This window comes from Streptomyces sp. 35G-GA-8 (assembly GCF_023534745.1).
Classification (GTDB): domain Bacteria; phylum Actinomycetota; class Actinomycetes; order Streptomycetales; family Streptomycetaceae; genus Streptomyces.
This window is the reverse complement of sequence record NZ_JAMHJQ010000003.1, coordinates 197,037-217,132: the sequence shown is the minus strand read 5'-3', so window position 1 is coordinate 217,132 and position 20,096 is coordinate 197,037. Positions and strand designations below refer to the sequence as shown.

The following is a 20,096-nucleotide window of genomic DNA, read 5'->3' as shown; positions in this document are numbered from 1 at the left end:
CCCGCCCTGTCAGATCAGATTGAGGGCGGACGCGCCGCCGACCCCGCCCAGCAGCATGAACGCCGGCATCAGCACCTTCAGCTCCACCCAGCTGCCGGCCCGGAACCGCATCCCCTTCGGCGGGCCTATCGGGTACCAGCGTTTGCGGCCCAGCGGGATGGGCCAGAGGATCGGGCAGCCCGAGACCGTCAGCGCGTCCCCGATGTCGTGCACGAGCGCGCCCAGGACGATCGGCAGACCGAGCCAGAGGTATTCCTGTCCCGGCGCGGTGAAGAGCCAGTCCGCGCCGTTGCCCGGCTTGTCCAGGACGCCCGCGAGGAGCCAGGCACTGGTCGCGCCGAGCAGCCAGACCAGGACATCGCTGGAGACCCGGGCGGCCCGCCACAGCAGGCCCTCCACCGCGAGCACGAGATGGACGAAGAGGATCGCCAGCACCCCCCAGCGCCCGGCGGTGATCGCCAGCAGCGAGGCACCGCCGCCGATCAGGACCGCCCACAGCCAGGTGTGGGTCAGGGTGCGGTGGCCGCCGGTCCTGCGGGGGTCGCCGGGCTTCCTGGTCGCCTTGTAGACGGCGAACGACAGCTTGTCGACGATCTCGCAGAGCGCCTTGGACACCGGTCCGAACGCGCGGGAGATCGTCGCGGCCTTGTGGTCGAGGTCGGGGGCGAGCGCGGCGCCCGCGGTGATCAGCGCGCCGACCACCAGGACGGGCCAGGGCATGGTGTGGCCGGCGGCGGCCGCGGCGGCGCCCACCCCCAGCCAGGCCGCTGCCCCTGACAGAGAGTGTGCCGGTCCCATCATGGTCGTACCCGCCCCGTGCGATTGTGGTGAAGGCCATTGTGGCCAAGCCCAGTTGACGGGCCAGCGTATCGTCCGTGATCTTCGACCCGGCGTCCGGTTCCCTGATCGGGACGGAAGGCAGGCAAGATGGGGGTGTGACCCTTATCGATCAGCTGCCGCCGGATGCCGACCCCGATGCCCTCTTCGAGGCTTTCTCCTCCTGGGCCGAGGGCCAGGGCATCACGCTCTATCCGGCGCAGGAAGAGGCGCTGATCGAGGTGGTCTCCGGGGCCAATGTGATTCTGTCCACGCCCACCGGCTCGGGAAAGAGCCTGGTCGCGGCGGGTGCGCACTTCACGGCGCTGGCCCAGGACAAGGTCACCTTCTACACCGCGCCGATCAAGGCGCTGGTCTCGGAGAAGTTCTTCGACCTGTGCAAGCTCTTCGGCACGGAGAACGTCGGCATGCTGACCGGCGACGCCTCTGTCAACGCCGACGCCCCGGTGATCTGCTGCACGGCCGAGGTGCTGGCCTCCATCGCGCTGCGCGACGGCAAACACGCCGATATCGGCCAGGTGGTGATGGACGAGTTCCACTTCTACGCCGAGCCGGACCGCGGCTGGGCCTGGCAGATCCCGATCCTGGAGCTGCCGCAGGCGCAGTTCATCCTGATGTCGGCGACGCTCGGTGATGTCTCCCGTTTCGAGGAGGACCTGACCCGTCGCACGGGCCGGCCGACCTCCGTCGTACGGTCCGCGACCCGGCCGGTCCCGCTGTCGTACGAGTACCGCCGCACCCCGATCACCGAGACGCTGACCGAACTGCTGGAGACCAGGCAGGCACCGGTCTATATCGTGCACTTCACGCAGGCCGCCGCCGTCGAGCGGGCGCAGTCGCTGATGAGCATCAATATGTGCACGCGCGAGGAGAAGGAGCGGATCGCCGATCTGATCGGCAACTTCCGCTTCACCACCAAGTTCGGCCGCAATCTCTCCCGTTATGTGCGCCACGGCATCGGGGTGCACCACGCGGGCATGCTGCCCAAGTACCGTCGGCTGGTGGAGAAGCTGGCCCAGGCCGGTCTGCTGAAGGTCATCTGCGGTACGGACACGCTCGGCGTCGGCGTCAATGTCCCCATCCGTACGGTGCTGTTCACCGCGCTCACCAAGTACGACGGCAATCGCGTCCGCACCCTGCGCGCCCGGGAGTTCCACCAGATCGCGGGCCGGGCGGGGCGTGCCGGTTTCGATACGGCGGGGTTCGTCGTCGCGCAGGCGCCGGAGCATGTCGTCGAGAACGAGAAGGCGCTCGCGAAGGCGGGCGACGATCCGAAGAAGCGCCGCAAGGTGGTGCGGAAGAAGGCCCCCGAGGGCTTTGTGGCCTGGTCGGACACCACGTTCGAGAAGCTCATCGGCTCCGATCCCGAGCCGCTGACCTCGCGCTTCCGGGTCACCCACACCATGCTGCTGTCGGTCATCGCGCGGCCGGGCAACGCCTTCGAGGCGATGCGCCGTCTGCTGGAGGACAATCACGAGCCGCGCAGGCAGCAGCTGCGGCACATCCGGCGGGCCATCGCCATCTACCGCTCGCTGCTGGACGGCGGTGTGGTGGAGCGGCTGGCGGCCCCCGACTCCGAGGGCCGTATCGTCCGGCTCACCGTCGATCTCCAGCAGGACTTCGCGCTCAACCAGCCGCTGTCCACCTTCGCGCTGGCCTCGTTCGAGCTGCTGGACCCCGAATCGCCCTCGTACGCCCTGGACATGGTCTCCGTCGTCGAGTCCACGCTCGACGATCCGCGGCAGATCCTCGCCGCGCAGCAGAACAAGGCGCGCGGCGAGGCGGTCGGCGCGATGAAGGCGGACGGGATCGAGTACGAGGAGCGGATGGAGCGGCTTCAGGAGGTCACGTACCCCAAGCCGCTCGAAGAGCTGCTGGTGCACGCGTACAACACCTACCGCACAAGCCATCCGTGGGTCGGTGACCATCCGGTCTCGCCGAAGTCCGTGATCCGTGACATGTACGAACGGGCGCTGTCCTTCACCGAGTTCACCTCCCACTACGAGCTGGCCCGTACCGAGGGCATCGTGCTGCGCTATCTCGCGGGCGCCTACAAGGCTCTGGAACACACCATTCCGGACGACCTCAAGTCGGAGGATCTGGAGGATCTCACGGCCTGGCTCGGCGAGATGGTCCGGCAGGTCGACTCCAGTCTGCTCGACGAGTGGGAGCAGCTGGCCAACCCCGAGGTGGAGACCGCCGAGCAGGCACAGGAGAAGGCCGACCAGGTCAGGCCGGTCACGGCCAATGCCCGCGCCTTCCGGGTCCTCGTACGCAACGCGATGTTCCGCCGGGTCGAGCTGGCCGCGCTGGACCAGGTCCGCGAACTGGGCGAGCTGGACGCCGAGTCGGGCTGGGACGAGGACGCGTGGGGCGAGGCGATGGACGCGTACTGGGACGAGTACGAGGACCTGGGCACCGGCCCGGACGCCCGCGGGCCGAAGCTGCTCTCCATCGAGGAGGACCCGGCGCACGGCCTGTGGCGGGTCCGGCAGACCTTCGCCGACCCGAACGGCGACCACGACTGGGGCATCAGCGCGGAGGTCGACCTCGCGGCCTCCGACGAGGAAGGGCTCGCGGTGGTGCGTGTCACCTCCGTGGGCCAGCTCTGAGACGCACAACGCGGGCACAGCACCGAGAACCGAGCACCGAGCACCGAGCACCGAGAACGGGAGAACACCGCGCCATGACGAACCCCGCCGAGAGACTGGTCGATCTGCTCGACCTGGAGCGGATCGAGGTCGACATCTTCCGCGGGCGCAGCCCCCAGGAGTCCCTGCAACGGGTCTTCGGCGGGCAGGTGGCGGGCCAGGCGCTGGTCGCGGCCGGCCGGACCACGGACGGGGACCGCCCGGTCCACTCGCTGCACGCGTACTTCCTGCGGCCGGGCCGCCCGGGTGTCCCGATCGTCTATCAGGTCGAACGGATCAGGGACGGCCGCTCGTTCACCACGCGCCGGGTCACGGCGGTTCAGCAGGGCCGGACGATCTTCAATCTGACGGCCTCCTTCCACCACCCCGAGGAGGGCGGCTTCGAGCACCAGCTGCCGCCCCGGCTGGACTTCCCGGACCCCGAGTCGCTGCCCACGGTCTCGGAGGAGGTACGGGAACATCTGGGCCAACTCCCGGAACCGCTGGAGCGGATGGCCCGGCGCCAGCCCTTCGACATCCGGTACGTGGAGCGGCTGCGCTGGACGCGCGAGGAGATCAAGGACGCGGACGCGCGCAGCGCGGTCTGGATGCGCGCGGTGGGCCCGCTGGGCGACGATCCGCTGGTGCACACCTGCGCGCTGACATACGCGAGCGACATGACGCTGCTGGACGCGGTACGCATCCCGGTGGAGCCACTGTGGGGCCCGCGGGGCTTCGACATGGCGTCGCTGGACCACGCGATGTGGTTCCACCGTCCGTTCCGCGCGGACGAGTGGTTCCTGTACGACCAGGAGTCGCCGATCGCGACGGGCGGCCGAGGGCTGGCCCGGGGCCGTATCTACGACCGCGAGGGGCAACTGCTGGTGTCGGTGGTGCAGGAGGGGCTGTTCCGCCGCCACGACGCGCGGGGATAGAGCCCGGGGACGCAGTGTCCGGGCAGAGCGTGGGCAGCGAGCTCGGGCAGCGCCGCGCGTCTCGGAACCCCTCAGATCCCGGGGAGCGGGTCCTGATCGGCCTCGCGCCGCCGGGTCCTGATGTCCGGCGCGGGCGGATGGAGTTTGGCGTCGCAGGCGGGGCCGAGGCCGGTACGGCGTGACGCCGTGCCGGTGAGCGGTCTGCCGCACATCCCGCAGCGGACCGTCCGGTGCGTGGGGTCGTCCGGTTCCGTGCCGGGCAGCCGGTCGTCGTGGAGCTCTGAGGGTCGTGGTGATTCCTGCACGGTCCCAGCTGTATCAGCCCTGCCCGCCGGGGTGGTCGTCCACGGGTCCACAATGAGCTGAGAAGACCGGATACCGAGGAGATCTTGATGACTCTGTACGACATCCCGCTGAACACTCTGACCGGTGAGCCCACCTCCCTGGCCGCGTACGAGGGCAAGGCCGTGCTGCTGGTGAATGTCGCCTCCAAGTGCGGTCTCACCCCGCAGTACGCGGGTCTGGAGCGGCTTCAGCAGCGGTTCGGCGACCGGGGCTTCACGGTCCTCGGCGTGCCTTGCAACCAGTTCGGCGGTCAGGAACCCGGCACCGCGGAGGAGATCGGGACGTTCTGCTCGGCGACGTACGGGGTCACGTTCCCGCTGCTGGAGAAGACGGATGTGAACGGGGAGGCCCGGCACGCGCTGTACGCGGAGCTGACGAAGACGGCCGACTCCGAGGGCGAGGCCGGCGATGTGCAGTGGAACTTCGAGAAGTTCCTGATCTCCCCCAAGGGCGAGGTCGTCGGCCGTATCCGGCCGCGTACGGAGCCGGAGGCGCCGGAGGTCGTCGCGGCGATCGAGGCGCAGCTGCCCGCCTGAACCGCGACCGCCGAGCGGGCCCGCTTCGTCACGCGGGCCCGCTCGGCCGTACGTGCGCTTCAGCGGATCGGCATCCCCGACAGCGCTCGGGCGATCACCAGGCGCTGGATCTCACTCGTCCCTTCGAAGATCGTGTAGATCGCGGCGTCCCGGTGCATCCGCTCCACCGGGTACTCGCGGGTGAAGCCGTTGCCACCGAGTATCTGTACGGCCTGCGCGGTGACCTTCTTCGCCGTCTCGCTCGCGTACAGCTTGGACATGGATCCCTCGGCCGAGGTGAACGGCTTGCCCGTGGCCGCCATCCAGGAGGCCCGCCACACCAGCAGCCGGGAGGCGTCGATCCGGGTGCGCATATCGGCCAACTGGAAGGCTATGCCCTGGTTGTCGATGATCGGGCGGCCGAACTGGCTGCGGGTGCTCGCGTAGTCGAGGGCGACCTCGTACGCCGCGCGCGCGGTGCCCACCGCCATCGCGCCGACCGCCGGGCGGGATGCCTCGAAGGTGGCCATCGCCGCGTTCTTCACCCGTTCACCGCCGGACGCGGCCCGCTCCCGGGCCCGTGCGAGCCGCTCGTCGAGCTTCTCCTTGCCGCCGAGCAGACAGTGGCCCGGGACTCTGACGTCCGCCAGGACCACCTCGGCGGTGTGGGAGGCGCGGATGCCGTGCTTCTTGAACTTCTGGCCCTGGGAGAGGCCGGGGGTGCCCGGCGGGACGATGAAGGAGGCGTGGCCCTTGGAGCCCAGGTCGCCGTCGACGACGGCGACCACCACATGGACGTTGGCGATCCCGCCGTTGGTCGCCCAGGTCTTGGTGCCGTTGAGCACCCACTCGTCCTTCGCCGCGTCGTACACGGCGCGGGTGCGCATCGCGGCCACGTCGGAGCCCGCGTCGGGTTCCGAGGAGCAGAAGGCGGCGACCTTCACATCGTCCGCGTCGCCGTACATCTGCGGAATCCACGTGCCGATCTGCTCGTCGGTGCCGTTGGCGAGGACGCCGACGGCCGCCAGGCCCGTTCCGACGATCGACAGGGCGATGCCCGCGTCACCCCAGAACAGCTCCTCCATCGCCATCGGGATACTGAGGCCCGTGGGGTCGAAGAACTGCTGGGCGTAGAAGTCCAGGGAGTAGATGCCGATCTTGGCGGCCTCCTGGATGACCGGCCACGGCGTCTCCTCGCGCTCGTCCCACTCCGCGGCGGCCGGGCGGATGACCTCCGCGGCGAAGCCGTGGAGCCAGTCGCGTATCCGCTTCTGCTCGTCGTCGAGATCGAGCGTGAACTCGGCCATGTTCCCCTCCAGCGCTGCGCGACCGCTGAGCCATCACGTTGTTACCTGCGGTAACCTTAGCCTGTTACCCGTACGTGGGAAATGTCAACGGGCCACGGCCTGATCAGCGTCGATGGCGGGCAGGGTGTTACGTTGCCGGGGCGTCAGGCAATCGCAGGGGCGGGGAGACAGACCTATGGAGACCACACAGCAGGCCGAGCAGCAGCGGTCGGCGCGAGCGCGACGGCGCCAGCTTCTGGAGGCCGCGGACCGAGTGGTGCTCAGGGACGGGCCCCAAGCGTCCATGAACGCCATCGCCGCCGAGGCGGGCATCACCAAACCCATCCTCTACCGTCACTTCGGCGACAAGGGCGGCCTCTACCGCGCGCTCGCCAAGCGCCACACCGACGCGCTGCTCGACGCCCTGCGGACCGCGCTCGACGCCCCCGCCGAGCGGCGCCGGCGCGTCGAGAGCACGCTCGACACCTATCTCGCCGCGATCGAGGCGCGTCCCCAGGTCTACCGGTTCCTGATGCATCCGGCCGAGGACGCGCACCTCCCCGAGCAGGGCTTCGACGTCGGCCGCCACTCCGCGCCGCTGCTGCGCCGCCTCGGCGAAGAGCTCGCCAAGGTCATAGAGGAGCGGGTCGACCTCGGCCCCGACAGCGAGCAGCTGTCCCGGGTCTGGGGCCATGGCATCGTCGGCATGATGCACGGCGCCGGCGACTGGTGGCTCGGGGAACGGCCCTGCTCGCGGGAGCAGTTGGTGCGCAGTCTGGCGGATCTGCTGTGGGGGCGGCTGGCGGATGTGAGCGACCGCGCGGGCGGCCCCGGCTTCTGAGGAACCGCCCCGGCTTCCGGGAAACCGCGGGAGGCGCCTACGCCCCGCGCGCCCCGACCCGCCGCGCTCGGGTGCTACGCCCCGGTGGCCCAGGGCGCCTTGCGCGCGGCCCGCAGCACCCTGGCGCGCCGCCACCCGGAGAGCCGGTCGGGATAGACCAGGCCCTCCAGATGGTCGCTCTCGTGCTGGAGACAGCGCGCGAAGAACCCCGAGCCCTCGATCCGCGCCGGTGCGCCGTCCCGGGTGACGCCCTCGGCCACGGCGTGGTCGTACCGCTCCGTACCGGCCTCAAGGCCGGGCAGCGAGAGACAGCCCTCGGGACCGCGCAGCGTGATCCCGTCCGCCTCGGTCAATCGGGGGTTGACGAGGTGTCCGAGATGGCGGACGTCCTCGTCGTCCGGGCAGTCGAAGACGAACACCCGGAGAGGCACGCCGATCTGGTTGGCGGCGAGCCCGACCCCCCGAGCGGCGTACATGGTCGCGAAGAGATCCTCGATCAGTTCCGCGAGCGCGGGACCGAAGTCGGTGACAGGCTCGCAGGGGGTGTGGAGCACGGGATCACCGAGCATTCGCATGGCTCGTACTCGCCCGGTACTGCCGGGGATCGGACGGTTTCGCATGACGGTCAGGGTACGGTCCGTGGTGACCCCCGCCTTCTGCCCGGTGCCGCGGTTCGGGCCCCTGGCCGGATCTCGATAGGCTGACCCACGGACCGACGCAAGGAGGATCAAGGCGATGTCAGGCAACACGGACCCGCTGACGCCGCGGGCCAAGCTGGCCGTGACGGCGGGCAGGGCCGCGGCAGCGGTGTCGCGCGCCGCGGGCCGCGGCAGCGGATCGGTGATCGGCGGGAAGGTCGCGCTCAGACTCGACCCCGATCTGCTCGGACGGCTGGCGCAGCATCTCGACGTCATCCTCGTGTCGGCGACCAACGGAAAGACCACCACGACCCGGCTGATCGCGGAGGCGCTGCGGGCCGCGGGGCCCGTGGTCTCCAACGCTCTCGGCGCCAATATGCCGGCCGGTATCACCTCGGCCCTCGCGGGCGGTTCTGACGCCAAGTACGGCGTGATCGAGGTCGACGAGAAGTACCTCGCCGGGGTGGCGCGGGACACGACGCCCAAGGCGATCGCCCTGCTCAATCTCTCCCGCGACCAGCTCGACCGCGCCGCGGAGACCCGGATGCTCGCCGAGAAGTGGCGCGAGGGCCTGGCCGGTACGAAGGCCGTCGTCATCGCCAACGCCGACGACCCGCTGATCGTCTGGGCCGCCTCCTCCTCGCCCAATGTGGTCTGGGTCGCGGCGGGACAGGAGTGGAAGGACGACGCCTGGTCCTGCCCCGCCTGCGGCGGTGTGATGCAGCGCCCCGGCGACGACTGGTTCTGCGGCGACTGCGGATTCCGCAGGCCGCCCCCCAGCTGGGCGCTGCACGGCGACCATGTCCTCGATCCGCACGGCTCCGCCTGGCCGATCCACCTCCAGCTGCCCGGCCGCGCGAACAAGGCGAACGCCGCCACCTCCGCCGCCGTCGCGGCGACCTTCGGGGTGCCGCCGCAGGTGGCGCTGGAGCGCATGTACCAGGTGCAGGCCGTGGCCGGCCGGTACGACGTGGTGTCGTTCCTCGGCCGCGATCTGCGGCTGCTGCTCGCGAAGAACCCCGCGGGCTGGCTGGAGACCTTCTCCCTCATCGATCCGCCGCCTACCCCGGTCATCCTCGCCGTCAACGCCCGTGGCGCGGACGGCACGGACACCTCCTGGCTGTGGGACGTCGACTACACCCGGCTGAGGGGCCACCCGATCTTCGTCATCGGCGACCGGAAGCTGGACCTCGCGGTACGTCTCGAAGTCGCCGGTCTCGACTTCCGGGTCTGTGAGACTCCGGACGAGGCCGTACAGATGGCGCCGCCCGGACGGATCGAGGCGATCGCGAACTACACCTCGTTCCAGGACCTGCGCCGCCGTGTCGGCAACTGACCCGGCACCGGCAAACCAGCCCCCTCGGAAGCATGAAGGACGAGCGAGAATGAGCGACAGCAGCCTGCGCCTGGTGTGGATCTACCCCGACCTGCTGAGCACCTACGGGGACCAGGGCAACGCCCTGGTGGTGGAGCGCCGGGCCCACCAGCGCCGTCTGAACGTCACCCGTGTCGACGTACGCAGCGACCAGCCGGTGCCGACCTCGGGCGACATCTATCTGATCGGCGGCGGTGAGGACCGGCCCCAGCGGCTGGCCGCGGAGCGGCTGCGCCGTGACGGCGGGCTCAGCCGGGCCGTCTCGAACGGCGCGATCGTGTTCTCGGTCTGCGCCGGCTACCAGATCCTCGGCCATGAATTTGTCAATGATCTGGGCGAGCGCGAGGCCGGCCTCGGGCTGCTCGACGTGATCTCCACCCGCGGCGAGGGCGAGCGGTGCGTGGGTGACGTACTGGCCGACATCGACCCGCAGCTGAACCTGCCGCAGCTGACGGGGTTCGAGAACCACCAGGGCATCACGCACCTGGGTCCGACGGCCCGGGCGTTCGCGCGGGTGCGGCTCGGCCGCGGCAACGGCACCGGCGACGGCACGGAGGGCGCGTACAACGGGACCGTTTTCGGCACGTACATGCACGGTCCCGTGATGGCCCGCAATCCGCAGATCGCGGACCTGCTGCTGAAGCTGGCCCTCGATGTGAACGCGCTGCCGCCGACGGACGACCGCTGGTACGAGGCGCTGCGCGCCGAGCGCGTCGCCGCCGCGGTCCAGCCCGCCTGACGCCGTTCTCCGAGGTCTCCGGCACCCCGCCTCCGGGCGGGGCCGCCGGCATGTCCTGTCCAGCAGGCGGACGCCGGGTTTCGGTCCCGCCACCGCCCGCCGGTAGGGTGGCGGCGACCTGGTCGGACGATGGGGTCCGGCCGTCGGCCCACGAAGCGAAGGTATTGCGGGCAATGCGAATTGGTGTGCTCACCTCAGGCGGCGACTGCCCCGGCCTCAACGCCGTGATCAGGTCCGTCGTACACCGCGCCGTCGTCGACCACGGCGACGAGGTGATCGGCTTCCATGACGGCTGGAAAGGCCTCCTGGAATGCGACTACCGCAAGCTCGATCTGGACGCGGTCGCCGGCATCCTCGCCCGCGGCGGCACGATCCTGGGCTCGTCCCGGGTGCAGCCCGCGCATCTGCGGGACGGCGTGGAGCGCGCCCGGGGTCATGTGGCCGACCTGGGTATCGACGCGATCATCCCGATCGGCGGTGAGGGCACCCTCAAGGCCGCCCATCTGCTCTCCGAGGCCGGACTGCCGATCGTCGGCGTGCCGAAGACCATCGACAACGACATCTCCTCGACCGACGTGACCTTCGGCTTCGACACGGCCGTCGGCGTCGCCACCGAGGCTCTTGACCGGCTGAAGACCACCGCCGAGTCCCACCAGCGTGTGCTGATCGTCGAGGTCATGGGCCGGCACACCGGCTGGATCGCGCTGCACTCCGGGATGGCAGCGGGCGCCCACGCCATCGTCGTGCCCGAGCGGCCCTTCGACATAGGCGAGTTGACCGAGCTGGTCGGCAAGCGCTTCTCGGCGGGCAAGCGGTTCGCGATCGTGGTGGTCGCGGAAGGCGCGAAGCCGCGCGAGGGCTCGATGGAATTCGACGTGGGCGGCAAGGACATCTACGGCCACGAGCGCTTCGCGGGTGTGGCCCGGCAGCTCTCGATCGAGCTGGAGGAGCGGCTCGGCAAGGAGGCCAGGCCGGTGATACTCGGCCATGTCCAGCGCGGTGGCACCCCCACCGCGTACGACCGGGTGCTGGCCACCCGGTTCGGCTGGCACGCCGTCGAGGCCGTGCACCGCGGCGAGTTCGGGATGCTGACCGCGCTGCGTGGCACGGACATCGTGATGGTGCCGCTGGGCGACGCCGTCGAGACGCTCAAGACGGTGCCCGCCGAGCGGTACGCCGAGGCGGAGTGCGTGCTCTGAGCCCGAGCGACGGTTGAACCGCGGGGGAACCGCGCCGAAACCCGATGGAACCGATGGAACCGCCCCCGGTCGCAGCCGCGACCGGGGGCGGTTCTAGTCTGGTGCGGACAATCGATACGAATCCGGGAGCGGACGGATGGATCACAGCGGGCACGGCATGACCATGGATCTGCCGCCGTTCACGCTGGGACGGGCACTGGAGTTCTCCCCGGACCTTTTCTTCCTGATCGGCTGTCTGCTGGGACTGGTCCTGTACGGCTGGGGCGTCCTGCGGCTCGGGCGACGCGGTGACAGCTGGCCGGTGGGCCGCACCGTCGCGTTCGTCCTCGGCGTACTGACCGTGGCGCTGGTGATGTGCACCAAGCTCAACGACTACGGCATGGTCATGTTCAGCGTGCATATGGTCCAGCACATGATCATCAGCATGGTCTCGCCGATCCTGCTGCTGCTCGGCGCCCCGGTGACGCTGGCGCTGCGCGCGCTGCCGGTCGCGGGGCGCGGCCACAAGGGTCCGCGCGAGCTGCTGCTGGCGCTGCTGCACAGCCGCTACGTCCGGATCGTCAGTCACCCTGCCTTCACCATCCCGCTCTTCATCGCGAGCCTGTACGGGCTGTACTTCACGCCCCTCTTCGACTTCCTGATGGAGTCCAAGACCGGGCACATCGCGATGATGGTGCACTTCCTCGCGGTCGGGCTGGTGTTCTTCTGGCCGATCATGGGCATCGACCCGGGGCCGCACCGGCCCGGTTATGTGATGCGGATGCTGGAACTCTTCGCCGGCATGCCGTTCCACGCGTTCTTCGGGATCGCGCTGATGATGGCGAGCGAGCCGATGGTCGCCGCGTACCGCGATCCCCCGGCCTCGCTCGGGATCGACGCGCTGACCGATCAGAACGCGGCGGGCGGTATCGCCTGGGCGTTCAGCGAGATCCCGTCGGTGCTGGTCCTGATCGCGCTCGTCTACCAGTGGTACCGCTCGGAGCAGCGACAGGCGAAGCGCTCGGACCGCGCCGCCGACCGGGACGGCGACAAGGAACTCGCCGCGTACAACGCGTATCTGGCCTCACTCCAGGCCCGGGGGCAGTAGCGCGAACCCCTGGTCCCGGGCGACGATGGGCGTCATGGCCCCGGCCTGGAGGAGGACGCACATGTCCGGATCCACCAAGACTATGGGTGTGGTGACCGTCGGCGCGCTGGTCGTCGTGACGGGCTACACCGCGGCGCTCGGCAGTAACGGCTGGCTGTGGTTCGGCTGGGTGGTGCTGGCGCTGATCACGATCGCCATGGCGGCCTCGCGCGGACACTGAGCCCGCGTCGCGGGAACCCACTTCGCGCAACCCTTGGGTTGCACTATCACGGGAGTGGTGCAACCATCGAGTTGCACGTTAGTTCCGAACAGCGGAAGGTTCCCTCATGTCCACATCCGAAGACCGCATCGAACGGGAGATCACCATCGCGGCGCCCATGGAGCGCGTCTGGGCGGTGCTGACAGAACCGGAGCATGTCGGGCAGTGGTTCGGCCAGGGGCAGCCCGCCCCCATCGACCTGCGGCCGGGCGGCATCATGCACCTGGACCACGGCCAGTACGGCCAGTTCCCGACGACCATCGTGAAGGTCGATCCGCCGCACTACTTCTCGTACCGCTGGGCGAGCGCGTACCCCGGCCAGGTGGCCGACGAGGGCAACTCGACCCTCGTGGAGTTCACGCTCACCCCGGAGGGCGACGGAACCAGGCTGCGTGTGGTCGAGACCGGCTTCGCCGATATCGTGATCCCGGACGACAGGAAGGACGTCGCCTCGAAGGAGAGCCACACGGACGGCTGGACGGACATGGTCGTCAATATCCGGGATTACGTGGAGCGACTCGACGCATGACGGCAGAAGCCGACCAGGACACCGTGGCGGAGGTCCTGACCGCGCTGGCGGATCCGACCAGGCGCCGGATTCTCGACGCCCTCGCCGCTCACGGCGAGGCGACCGCCACGGTCCTGGCCGGGGAGCTGCCGGTCAGCCGCCAGGCGATCGTCAAACACCTCGCGGTCCTCGACCGGGCCGGTCTGGTCGCCGCGCACCGGGCGGGCCGCGAGGCGCGCTACGCGGTGCGCCCCGCGCGGCTCAGTGTCACCGCCCGGTGGATGGACCGGGTCGCCGCCGACTGGGACTCCCGGCTCACGGCGATCAAGCGTCTCGCCGAGGATGCTTCCGCCGACGAGGCCCCGGACCGGTCCTAGCGCCCCCGGCACTAACTTCCTGGAACGGTCCGGGGCCCAGTGGATTCGGGTCCCTGGATTCGGGTCACCTGGATTCGGGTCACCTGGATTCGGGTCACCTGGATTCGGGGTCACTCGCCTCCGGGATCGATGGGACGCCGGGTCACTTGGACTCGGTGACGCGGAGCGCCGGCTTCCGGCTCACGCCGGGGGTCGCGCCCGCCTCCTTGGCGCCGTCCGTGGAGCTCTTGAGCGAGTTCAGGATGGCCATGCCCTGGCCGACCAGCCCCGCGGCCATGTCGTTGACGCCGTCGGTGCCGTTCAGGACGGTGAGGTTCGCACCCGATATGCCCCGGGCGGCCGCGTCGGCCAGCGCGGGCAGGTTCTCCACGATGCGGTTGGCCGCGATGAGTTCCTGGTTGCCGTCCTTCAGGGAAGCCGCGCGGACGGTGTTCGCGTCGGCCTGGGCCTGGGCGAGCGCACGCTCGCTGTACGCGTTGCCGTCCGCCTCGAACTTCGCCCGGTCCCGGCCGGCTTCCGCGAGCGTACGCTGCCGGTACGCCTCCGCGTCCGCCGGGCGCCGGACCTCGGCCTCCAGCCGCTGCGCCGCCAGTCGCGCCTGACGCTCCGCCAGGGCCGTCTGCTGCTCGATGGTGTCCTGCGAGGCCCTGGCCTCCGCCAGCGGTCCCGCCTGCGCGGCGCGCGCGTTGACCTGCTCGGTCTCGGCGAGGAAGCCGGCCCGTTTGATCGCGGTGTCCCGTTCGTACTCCGCCTTGAGCGCGGCGGCCTGCTGCTCACGTTCGGAGGCTTCCTGGTCCGCCTTGGCCTGGGCGATACGCGCCTGGCTCGCGACGGCGGCGGCGTGCGGGGCAGCGAGGTTGTTGATGTAGCCGGTCGCGTCCTCGATCTCCTGGATCTGGAGGGCGTCCACGACGATGCCGAGCTTCTCCATCTCGCTGTGGCTGCCCTGCTTGACCTCCTGGGCCACCCGGTCGCGCTCGCGGATGATCTGCTCCACGGTCAGTCCGCCGACGATGGAGCGCAGGTGACCGGCGAAGATCCGGCCGACCAGCTCTTCCATGTGTTCCTGTTCCGTCAGGAAGCGCCGGGCCGCGTTGGCGATCGACACCGCGTCGTCGCCGACCTTGAACACGGATACCGCCCGCACCCTGAGCCGGATGCCCTGCTGGGTCACACAGTCCTCGACGATCTCCGCCTCGCGCAGCGCGAGCGACAGCATGCGGGCCTTCTGTTTGATGGGCATCACGAAACTGCCGTGCCCGGTGACGATCCGGAACTGGGTGTCCTGTGCCTGACGTTTGGAACCGGATATGAGCATCGCCTCGTTGGGCGCGGGAACATGCCAGAACAGCATGGGGTACTCCTGTCGAACTACCTGCTTCTCTGTGGTTCGGGAAGGGTTCAGGACGGAAAGGGCTCCACGATGACCGAACGCGCCGAGATCGACTCGACGACGATCACCCGGAGGTTTCTGCCGATCGGATGGTCCGCCCAGGCCGCGTAGGCCTCGGATCCGCCCCGTACGGACACCAGCACCTCACCGGGACCGTCGGCCGGGATCGGAACGGTGACCCTGCCGATCGCGCCGACAGGGCTCTGCGCCGACTCATCTGCCACGGACATACGTCGTTGCTCCACCCGTCTCCCTCGTGGCGGCGCGCCGGGCCCCGGCGGACGGAGTCGCTCCGCGGTCCGTATGAGCCCGCGTCCGTACGGTCATCGCGTCAGTCGCGATCATGGCGATCACGCTCCTGGGGCCGCGCCTCCGACCTCGTCCATCATCGAGGACGCCCCCGGCGAAGCGGCCGACGGCGACATACCCTCGTCTTCTTCACATTACTCCGGAGGGGGTCCCGGCAGCATGGCCGGCAGCGCGGGCGGCCAGCACCAGCGCCCGGTTGTCGGGGGCCGTGGTGCCGTCCGGGAGGGCCGTACCGTCCTCGAATCCGATCCGGATCTGGTGCCCGTCGGCCAGGGCGGCGCGGAGCACCGGCCAGACGGTGGCGTCCTCGCCGTGGTAGAGCAGCGGGCAGCCGACACCCGCGGCCCGGACGGCGGCGGCCATGGCCCTGGCATGGGCCACCGCCGTGTCCGGGTCCGGGTCCATCGGCTCGATCAGGATCCTTTCGTTCCGGTGGAGCGTCGGGGAGGCCAGCAGCGCGGGGACATCGGCCATGCTCCATACCGCGCTCTCCAGGCCCATACCGCGCGCCACCACGAGAGCGGCCGTTTCGGCGGCGCCCTCCTCGCTGAAGGCGACGGAGGCGAAGTCCGGCAGTACCTCCCACGCCTTGACCAGGGCGAACCGCTCGTCGGGCGAGGAGCAGGTCCACAGTCCCGTGGTCGTGCCGAGGACCGCGCCCGGGGCCGCCGCGCGCGCCTCGCGCAGGACCTCGGCGAGGGCGTCGGGGCGGATGGTCTGGCCGCCCCGCTCGTCCCTGACGTGGAGATGGACCACATCGGCTCCGGCGGCGAGGACCTCGGCGGTGTCGGCGGCTATCTCCGCGGCCGTGATCGGGACGCCGGGGTGCTCGGACGTGCTGCGTCCACCGTTGACGGCGGCTTTCAGGAACACGGTGGTCCTTTCGAAGAGTCTGGTGCGCGATGGGTGCGGTGCTCGATGGGTGGTGTGTGCGGTGGGCGGTGTGTGCGGTGGGCGGTGTGTGCGGTGGGCGGTGTGTGCGGTGGGCGGTGTGTGCGGTGGGCGCGGGGTGTGCGGTGGGCGCGGGTGTGTCAGTGGGCCGACAGTCTCTCGACCACCTCCGTCGCGCCGGTCAGCGCACCGAGCGGCCTGCCACGCCACAGGTCCGCGATCAGCTCCGGCTCCTCCGCGTCGTCGGCGAGCGCCTCGTCCAGTACGGCGGCGAGCCGCCCGGCCGGGGCGACGAGCAGCCCGTTGCCGTCCCCGAGGACGAGGTCACCCGCGCGCACGGAGACTCCGCCGCAGGTGACAGGGGTGTTCAGCGCGCCGTCGGCGATGCCGTGCAGTTTGGTGGTGAGCATCGACAGGCCGTACGCGTAGACGGGCAGGCCGACCGCGCGCAGCGCGTCGATGTCGGTACAGACCCCGTCCACCACCGCGCCCACCGCGCCGCGCGCCGCCAACGCGTTGGCGACCACCTCGCCGAGCGGCGCGTGTCTGCGGTCGCCTCCGCAGTCGATCACCACGACATCGCCGGGCCCCACGAGCCCGGCGGCGTGGTGCAGCAGTGTGGAATCGGTGGCGGTGATCCGTACGGTGACCGCGCGGCCGATCAGCTTGCGCTCACCGGCGACACGGTGCAGCCGCGGATCGCAGAAGCCCTCCTCCAAGTAGTGACCCAGGGTGGGGAAATCGAGCCGCGCCAGCCGTTCGAGCAGTACGGGGTCCACGGGGGCGGGGAAGTCGTGCAGAGTGACGGGCACGGTGGATTCACCTCGGTCCGATGATGATGCGGCGGTTGCGCAGGACGGGGAGCACGGTGCGGGCGGTGTCGATCCGGTCCTTGTCGATGTCGACGACGAACAGCGCCCTGCGCTCCTCACCGAGCGCGGCCCTGACCACGCCGAGCGGGTCGACGGCCATGCTCATCCCGATGCAGTCGGGGGTGGTGAGCGAGGAGGCCACGACCCAGCAGGTGTTCTCGATGGCCCGGCTGCGCAGCAGTGTGGTCCAGTGGTCCTCCTTCAGCGGGCCCCGGACCCAGGCCGCCGACACCGACAGCAGATCGGCTCCCATCTCCACCAGGGACCGGGTGAATTCGGGGAAGCGCAGGTCGTAGCAGTTGACCAGGCCGACATTGAACGCGCCGATACGGACGACGCAGGGCCCGTGCTCGCCGCGCTGGACCTCGCGGGACTCCTTGTAGTCGAAGGCGTCGTAGAGATGCATCTTCCGGTAGCTGCCGAGCGGTTGGCCGCCGGAGTCCAGGGCGACGAGAGTGTTGTACGGCAGGGACTCGCCGCTGTCCTCGTAGCCGCCGGCGATGATGGCGACACCGTGCGCGGCGGCGAGGCCGGACAGTGTGTCCAGGAAGCGCGGCCAGTGCGCGGCGGCGGCTTCCCGCAGGGACGTCACGGCCTCCGAGGGAAGCATGGACTCCTCGGGGAATACGGCGAGTTCGGCGCCCGCCGCCGCGGCCTCGCGGACCATCTCCTCGATGACCACGAGATTGCCGGCGGCGTCGGCGGTCGGGGCGAACTGGGCTACGGCGACCTTCACGGCCGTGTCTCCTTGCTGTGCTGGTACGTGGGGGTGGACTTCCGCGCGCGGGGCGGGCCGTTCGACGGGCTGCTCGCCGGGCCGCTCAAGAGGGTGTTCATTCGGCCAGCACCCGCGAACGCTCCGGGTCCCAGCCGGCCCACACCGGCTCACCCACGGGCAGCTCCGCGCGGCCGGCGCCGCCCGCCTCGGCCAGCAGCTCGCTGCCGTCGGCCAGGGTCAGGTGGTAGCGGGTGGCGTTGCCCAGATAGACGGTCTGCTGGAGGGTCGCGGGAAGGGCCACACCGCCGGGCGGCAGCGCCTCCGCGGTACGGGCGACCGTCACGTTCTCGGGCCGTACGGCGAGATGGGCCGGTGCCCCGTCGGACAGCGCGTGCCCGGGGACCGGTACGGTGCCCAGGCCCGCCACAGCCAGTCCGGCCGCGCCGAGCCGGCCGGTGAGGAAGGTGGACGTACCGATGAAGTCGGCGACGAAGCGGGTGGCGGGACGCTCGTAGACCGCCTCGGGGGTGTCCACCTGGAGTACCCGTCCGCCGTCCATCACCGCGATGCGGTCGGACATCGTCAGGGCCTCCTCCTGATCGTGGGTGACCGTCACGAACGTGACCCCGACCTCGCGTTGCAGCTTCTTCAGCTCCAACTGCATCTCGGCGCGCAGCTTCTGGTCGAGCGCGCCGAGTGGTTCGTCGAGCAGCAGCAGCGAGGGCCGTCCGATCAGCGCCCTGGCGATCGCGACGCGCTGCTTCTGGCCGCCCGACAGCCCGGCGATGGCGCGGTCGCCGTAACCGTCGAGACGTACCAGCGCCAGGGCGTCGCGCACGGCGTCCGGGATGGCGGACCGGGGGTGTTTGCGGACCTTCAGTTCGAAGGCGACGTTGTCGTACACGCTCAGATGCGGGAAGAGCGCGTAGCTCTGGAAGAGCATGTTGAGGTCCCGTTTGTGCGGCGGGACGCCGGTGGCGGTGACGCCGCCCAGCTCGACGGAGCCCTCACTGGGCGTTTCGAAGCCGGTGATCATCCGCATCAGGGTGGTCTTGCCGCAGCCGGAGGGACCGAGGATCGAGAAGAACTCGTTCTGCCGGATGTCCAGGGTGACGTCCTTGACGGCGTATGCCGGGCCGAACGCCTTGCCGATCCCGGTCAGCCGGACCGCGGGGGCGGGGGCCGTGGCGGAATCCGGCACGGAGGCGGGGGCGGGAGCTGATGTCATGTCAGGATGCCTTGATCTTCGTCCAGCCCTGCTGGAAGTACTGCATGGCGGTGCCGGGGTCGAGCAGGAAGTCCGACTTCGCTATGGCCGCGTCCGGGGCGTAGACGGCCGGGTTCTCCAGGGCCGCGGTGTCCTTGATGTGTGTGCGGGCCGCCTGGTTGGTGCTGGCCGAGGAGCCGTCGTCGGTCGCCAGCGCCGCCACCTCGGGGCGGAGCAGGTAGTTGATGAACGCGTACGCGGAGGTGGTGTTCCTGGCGTTCTTGGTGACGGCGATACCGTCGGTCCAGATCGAGCCGCCCTCGGACGGGATCACGTAGTGCACATGCGGGTTGGACTGCACGACCTTCGCCATGGCGGTACCGCTCCATGCCTCGGCCGCGCATGCCTGGCCGGTGGAGAGCAACTGGGCGTAGTTGGTGGAGTTGTAGCCCGCGAGGATCTTCTTCTGCTTCTGGAGGGCCGCGGTGGCGGTGGCGATCTCGTCCTTGTCGGTACTGGTCGCCCGGTAGCCGCTGACCTGGAGTCCGGCGATGTAGGAGGCCAGCATGTTGTCGAGCATGTACAGCTTGCCCTTGTACTTCGGGTCGAAGAGGGTCTTCCAGCTCGTCGCGGACGGGACGCATGTGTCGTTGTACGCGAACCCGGTGGTGCCCCAGATCCACGGGACGCTGTACTGGTTGCCCTTGTCGTAGCCGGGGTCGCGGAACTTGGGTGCGAGGTTGGACAGACCCTTGATCTTCGAGTGGTCGAGCTTCTGGATGAGCTGCTGGCCGATGAGCTGCTGGACGGTGTACTGGCTGGGCTCGACGAGGTCGTACGCGGAGGAGCCGGAGCTGAGCTTGGCGGTCATCGTCTCGTTGCTGTCGAAGGTGTCGACGGTGACCTTGATGCCCGTCTCCTTCTCGAAGCCCTTGACCACGGTGTCGGGTATCTCACCGGCCCAGGCGTAGATGTTGAGGGTCTTGCCGCCGCCGGAGGAGGAACCGGCGGCGGTGTCGGCCGAGCCGCCGCATGCGGTGGCGAGCAGCGCGGTGGCGGTGAGGACGGCGGTCGTCAGGAGGGCTCTGGAGGCGATGCGGCCGGAGGCGGTGCTTCTGCGCATGACGGGCCTTTC

22 protein-coding genes are annotated in these 20,096 nt (G+C 70.0%); 11 read left to right on the top strand and 11 right to left on the bottom strand.

The features are described from left to right. Positions 1–9 precede the first annotated feature (9 nt). Positions 10–801: a metal-dependent hydrolase gene (locus M1203_RS07485; protein ID WP_249948728.1), complete on the bottom strand. Its 792-nt coding sequence runs from the start codon at positions 799–801 to the stop codon at positions 10–12. A 74-nt stretch (positions 802–875) separates the two neighbouring features. Here M1203_RS07485 and M1203_RS07480 point away from each other — a divergent pair, with 74 nt between their 5' ends. Together M1203_RS07480 and M1203_RS07475 are read left to right on the top strand one after the other, a co-directional pair. Next, the gene (locus tag M1203_RS07480; RefSeq protein WP_249948727.1) at positions 876–3,449 is read left to right on the top strand and encodes a DEAD/DEAH box helicase; all 2,574 of its coding nucleotides are present in this window, start codon (positions 876–878) and stop codon (positions 3,447–3,449) included. A gap of 74 nt (positions 3,450–3,523) precedes the next feature. Further along, entirely contained in the window at positions 3,524–4,402 is an 879-nt protein-coding gene (locus M1203_RS07475) for an acyl-CoA thioesterase II (protein ID WP_249948726.1), read from the top strand. 71 nt (positions 4,403–4,473) lie between these two features. On the opposite strand, the gene M1203_RS07470 is transcribed toward M1203_RS07475, so the two are convergent. Further along, positions 4,474–4,665 carry a DUF6011 domain-containing protein gene (locus M1203_RS07470; RefSeq protein WP_249949069.1) on the bottom strand — a complete coding sequence of 64 codons (192 nt, stop codon included), beginning with the start codon at positions 4,663–4,665 and terminating at the stop codon, positions 4,474–4,476. 129 nt (positions 4,666–4,794) lie between these two features. On the opposite strand from M1203_RS07470, the gene M1203_RS07465 reads away from it, so the two are divergent. Beyond that, the gene (locus M1203_RS07465) at positions 4,795–5,283 is read left to right on the top strand and encodes a glutathione peroxidase (protein ID WP_249948725.1); all 489 of its coding nucleotides are present in this window, start codon (positions 4,795–4,797) and stop codon (positions 5,281–5,283) included. A gap of 59 nt (positions 5,284–5,342) precedes the next feature. On the opposite strand, the gene M1203_RS07460 is transcribed toward M1203_RS07465, so the two are convergent. Beyond that, complete coding sequence (locus tag M1203_RS07460) at positions 5,343–6,569, bottom strand: acyl-CoA dehydrogenase family protein (RefSeq protein WP_249948724.1); 1,227 nt, start codon at positions 6,567–6,569, stop codon at positions 5,343–5,345. Positions 6,570–6,744: 175 nt separating this feature from the next. On the opposite strand from M1203_RS07460, the gene M1203_RS07455 reads away from it, so the two are divergent. Then, positions 6,745–7,389 (top strand): TetR family transcriptional regulator, encoded by a 645-nt coding sequence (locus tag M1203_RS07455; protein ID WP_249948723.1) that lies wholly within the window; start codon positions 6,745–6,747, stop codon positions 7,387–7,389. Between the two features lie 74 nt (positions 7,390–7,463). Here the strand turns inward: M1203_RS07455 and def are convergent, their stop codons facing one another. After that, positions 7,464–8,009, bottom strand: a complete 546-nt coding sequence (gene def / locus M1203_RS07450) for a peptide deformylase (RefSeq protein ID WP_249948722.1) — start codon at positions 8,007–8,009, stop codon at positions 7,464–7,466. A gap of 115 nt (positions 8,010–8,124) precedes the next feature. Between def and M1203_RS07445 the strand changes: the two genes are divergently transcribed. The 7 genes from M1203_RS07445 to M1203_RS07415 all read left to right on the top strand — a co-directional run bounded on the left by M1203_RS07445 (position 8,125) and on the right by M1203_RS07415 (position 13,571). Next, the gene (locus M1203_RS07445) at positions 8,125–9,363 is read left to right on the top strand and encodes a MurT ligase domain-containing protein (protein ID WP_249948721.1); all 1,239 of its coding nucleotides are present in this window, start codon (positions 8,125–8,127) and stop codon (positions 9,361–9,363) included. Positions 9,364–9,412: 49 nt separating this feature from the next. Beyond that, complete coding sequence (locus tag M1203_RS07440) at positions 9,413–10,141, top strand: type 1 glutamine amidotransferase (protein ID WP_249948720.1); 729 nt, start codon at positions 9,413–9,415, stop codon at positions 10,139–10,141. Between the two features lie 173 nt (positions 10,142–10,314). After that, positions 10,315–11,340: a 6-phosphofructokinase gene (locus M1203_RS07435; protein WP_249948719.1), complete on the top strand. Its 1,026-nt coding sequence runs from the start codon at positions 10,315–10,317 to the stop codon at positions 11,338–11,340. 136 nt (positions 11,341–11,476) lie between these two features. Beyond that, the gene (locus M1203_RS07430) at positions 11,477–12,427 is read left to right on the top strand and encodes a cytochrome c oxidase assembly protein (protein ID WP_249948718.1); all 951 of its coding nucleotides are present in this window, start codon (positions 11,477–11,479) and stop codon (positions 12,425–12,427) included. Between the two features lie 61 nt (positions 12,428–12,488). Then, positions 12,489–12,647 carry a hypothetical protein gene (locus M1203_RS07425; RefSeq protein ID WP_249948717.1) on the top strand — a complete coding sequence of 53 codons (159 nt, stop codon included), beginning with the start codon at positions 12,489–12,491 and terminating at the stop codon, positions 12,645–12,647. Between the two features lie 106 nt (positions 12,648–12,753). Further along, the gene (locus tag M1203_RS07420) at positions 12,754–13,215 is read left to right on the top strand and encodes an SRPBCC family protein (protein ID WP_249948716.1); all 462 of its coding nucleotides are present in this window, start codon (positions 12,754–12,756) and stop codon (positions 13,213–13,215) included. After that, positions 13,212–13,571, top strand: a complete 360-nt coding sequence (locus tag M1203_RS07415) for a helix-turn-helix transcriptional regulator (protein WP_249948715.1) — start codon at positions 13,212–13,214, stop codon at positions 13,569–13,571. The genes M1203_RS07420 and M1203_RS07415 overlap by 4 nt, the downstream gene beginning before the upstream one ends. Before the next feature lie 142 nt (positions 13,572–13,713). Here M1203_RS07415 and M1203_RS07410 read toward each other — a convergent pair whose 3' ends face one another. The 7 genes from M1203_RS07410 to M1203_RS07380 form a co-directional block, all read right to left on the bottom strand. Further along, entirely contained in the window at positions 13,714–14,925 is a 1,212-nt protein-coding gene (locus M1203_RS07410; RefSeq protein WP_249948714.1) for a flotillin family protein, read from the bottom strand. A 47-nt stretch (positions 14,926–14,972) separates the two neighbouring features. Further along, entirely contained in the window at positions 14,973–15,194 is a 222-nt protein-coding gene (locus M1203_RS07405; protein ID WP_249948713.1) for a hypothetical protein, read from the bottom strand. A gap of 208 nt (positions 15,195–15,402) precedes the next feature. Beyond that, positions 15,403–16,146: a 3-keto-5-aminohexanoate cleavage protein gene (locus tag M1203_RS07400; RefSeq protein ID WP_249948712.1), complete on the bottom strand. Its 744-nt coding sequence runs from the start codon at positions 16,144–16,146 to the stop codon at positions 15,403–15,405. Between the two features lie 158 nt (positions 16,147–16,304). Next, complete coding sequence (locus M1203_RS07395; RefSeq protein WP_249948711.1) at positions 16,305–16,976, bottom strand: RraA family protein; 672 nt, start codon at positions 16,974–16,976, stop codon at positions 16,305–16,307. 7 nt (positions 16,977–16,983) lie between these two features. Next, positions 16,984–17,772 (bottom strand): carbon-nitrogen hydrolase family protein, encoded by a 789-nt coding sequence (locus M1203_RS07390; protein WP_249948710.1) that lies wholly within the window; start codon positions 17,770–17,772, stop codon positions 16,984–16,986. 97 nt (positions 17,773–17,869) lie between these two features. Further along, entirely contained in the window at positions 17,870–18,982 is a 1,113-nt protein-coding gene (locus M1203_RS07385; protein WP_249948709.1) for an ABC transporter ATP-binding protein, read from the bottom strand. A gap of 1 nt (position 18,983) precedes the next feature. Continuing rightward, positions 18,984–20,084 (bottom strand): PotD/PotF family extracellular solute-binding protein, encoded by a 1,101-nt coding sequence (locus tag M1203_RS07380; protein WP_249948708.1) that lies wholly within the window; start codon positions 20,082–20,084, stop codon positions 18,984–18,986. Positions 20,085–20,096 lie beyond the last annotated feature (12 nt).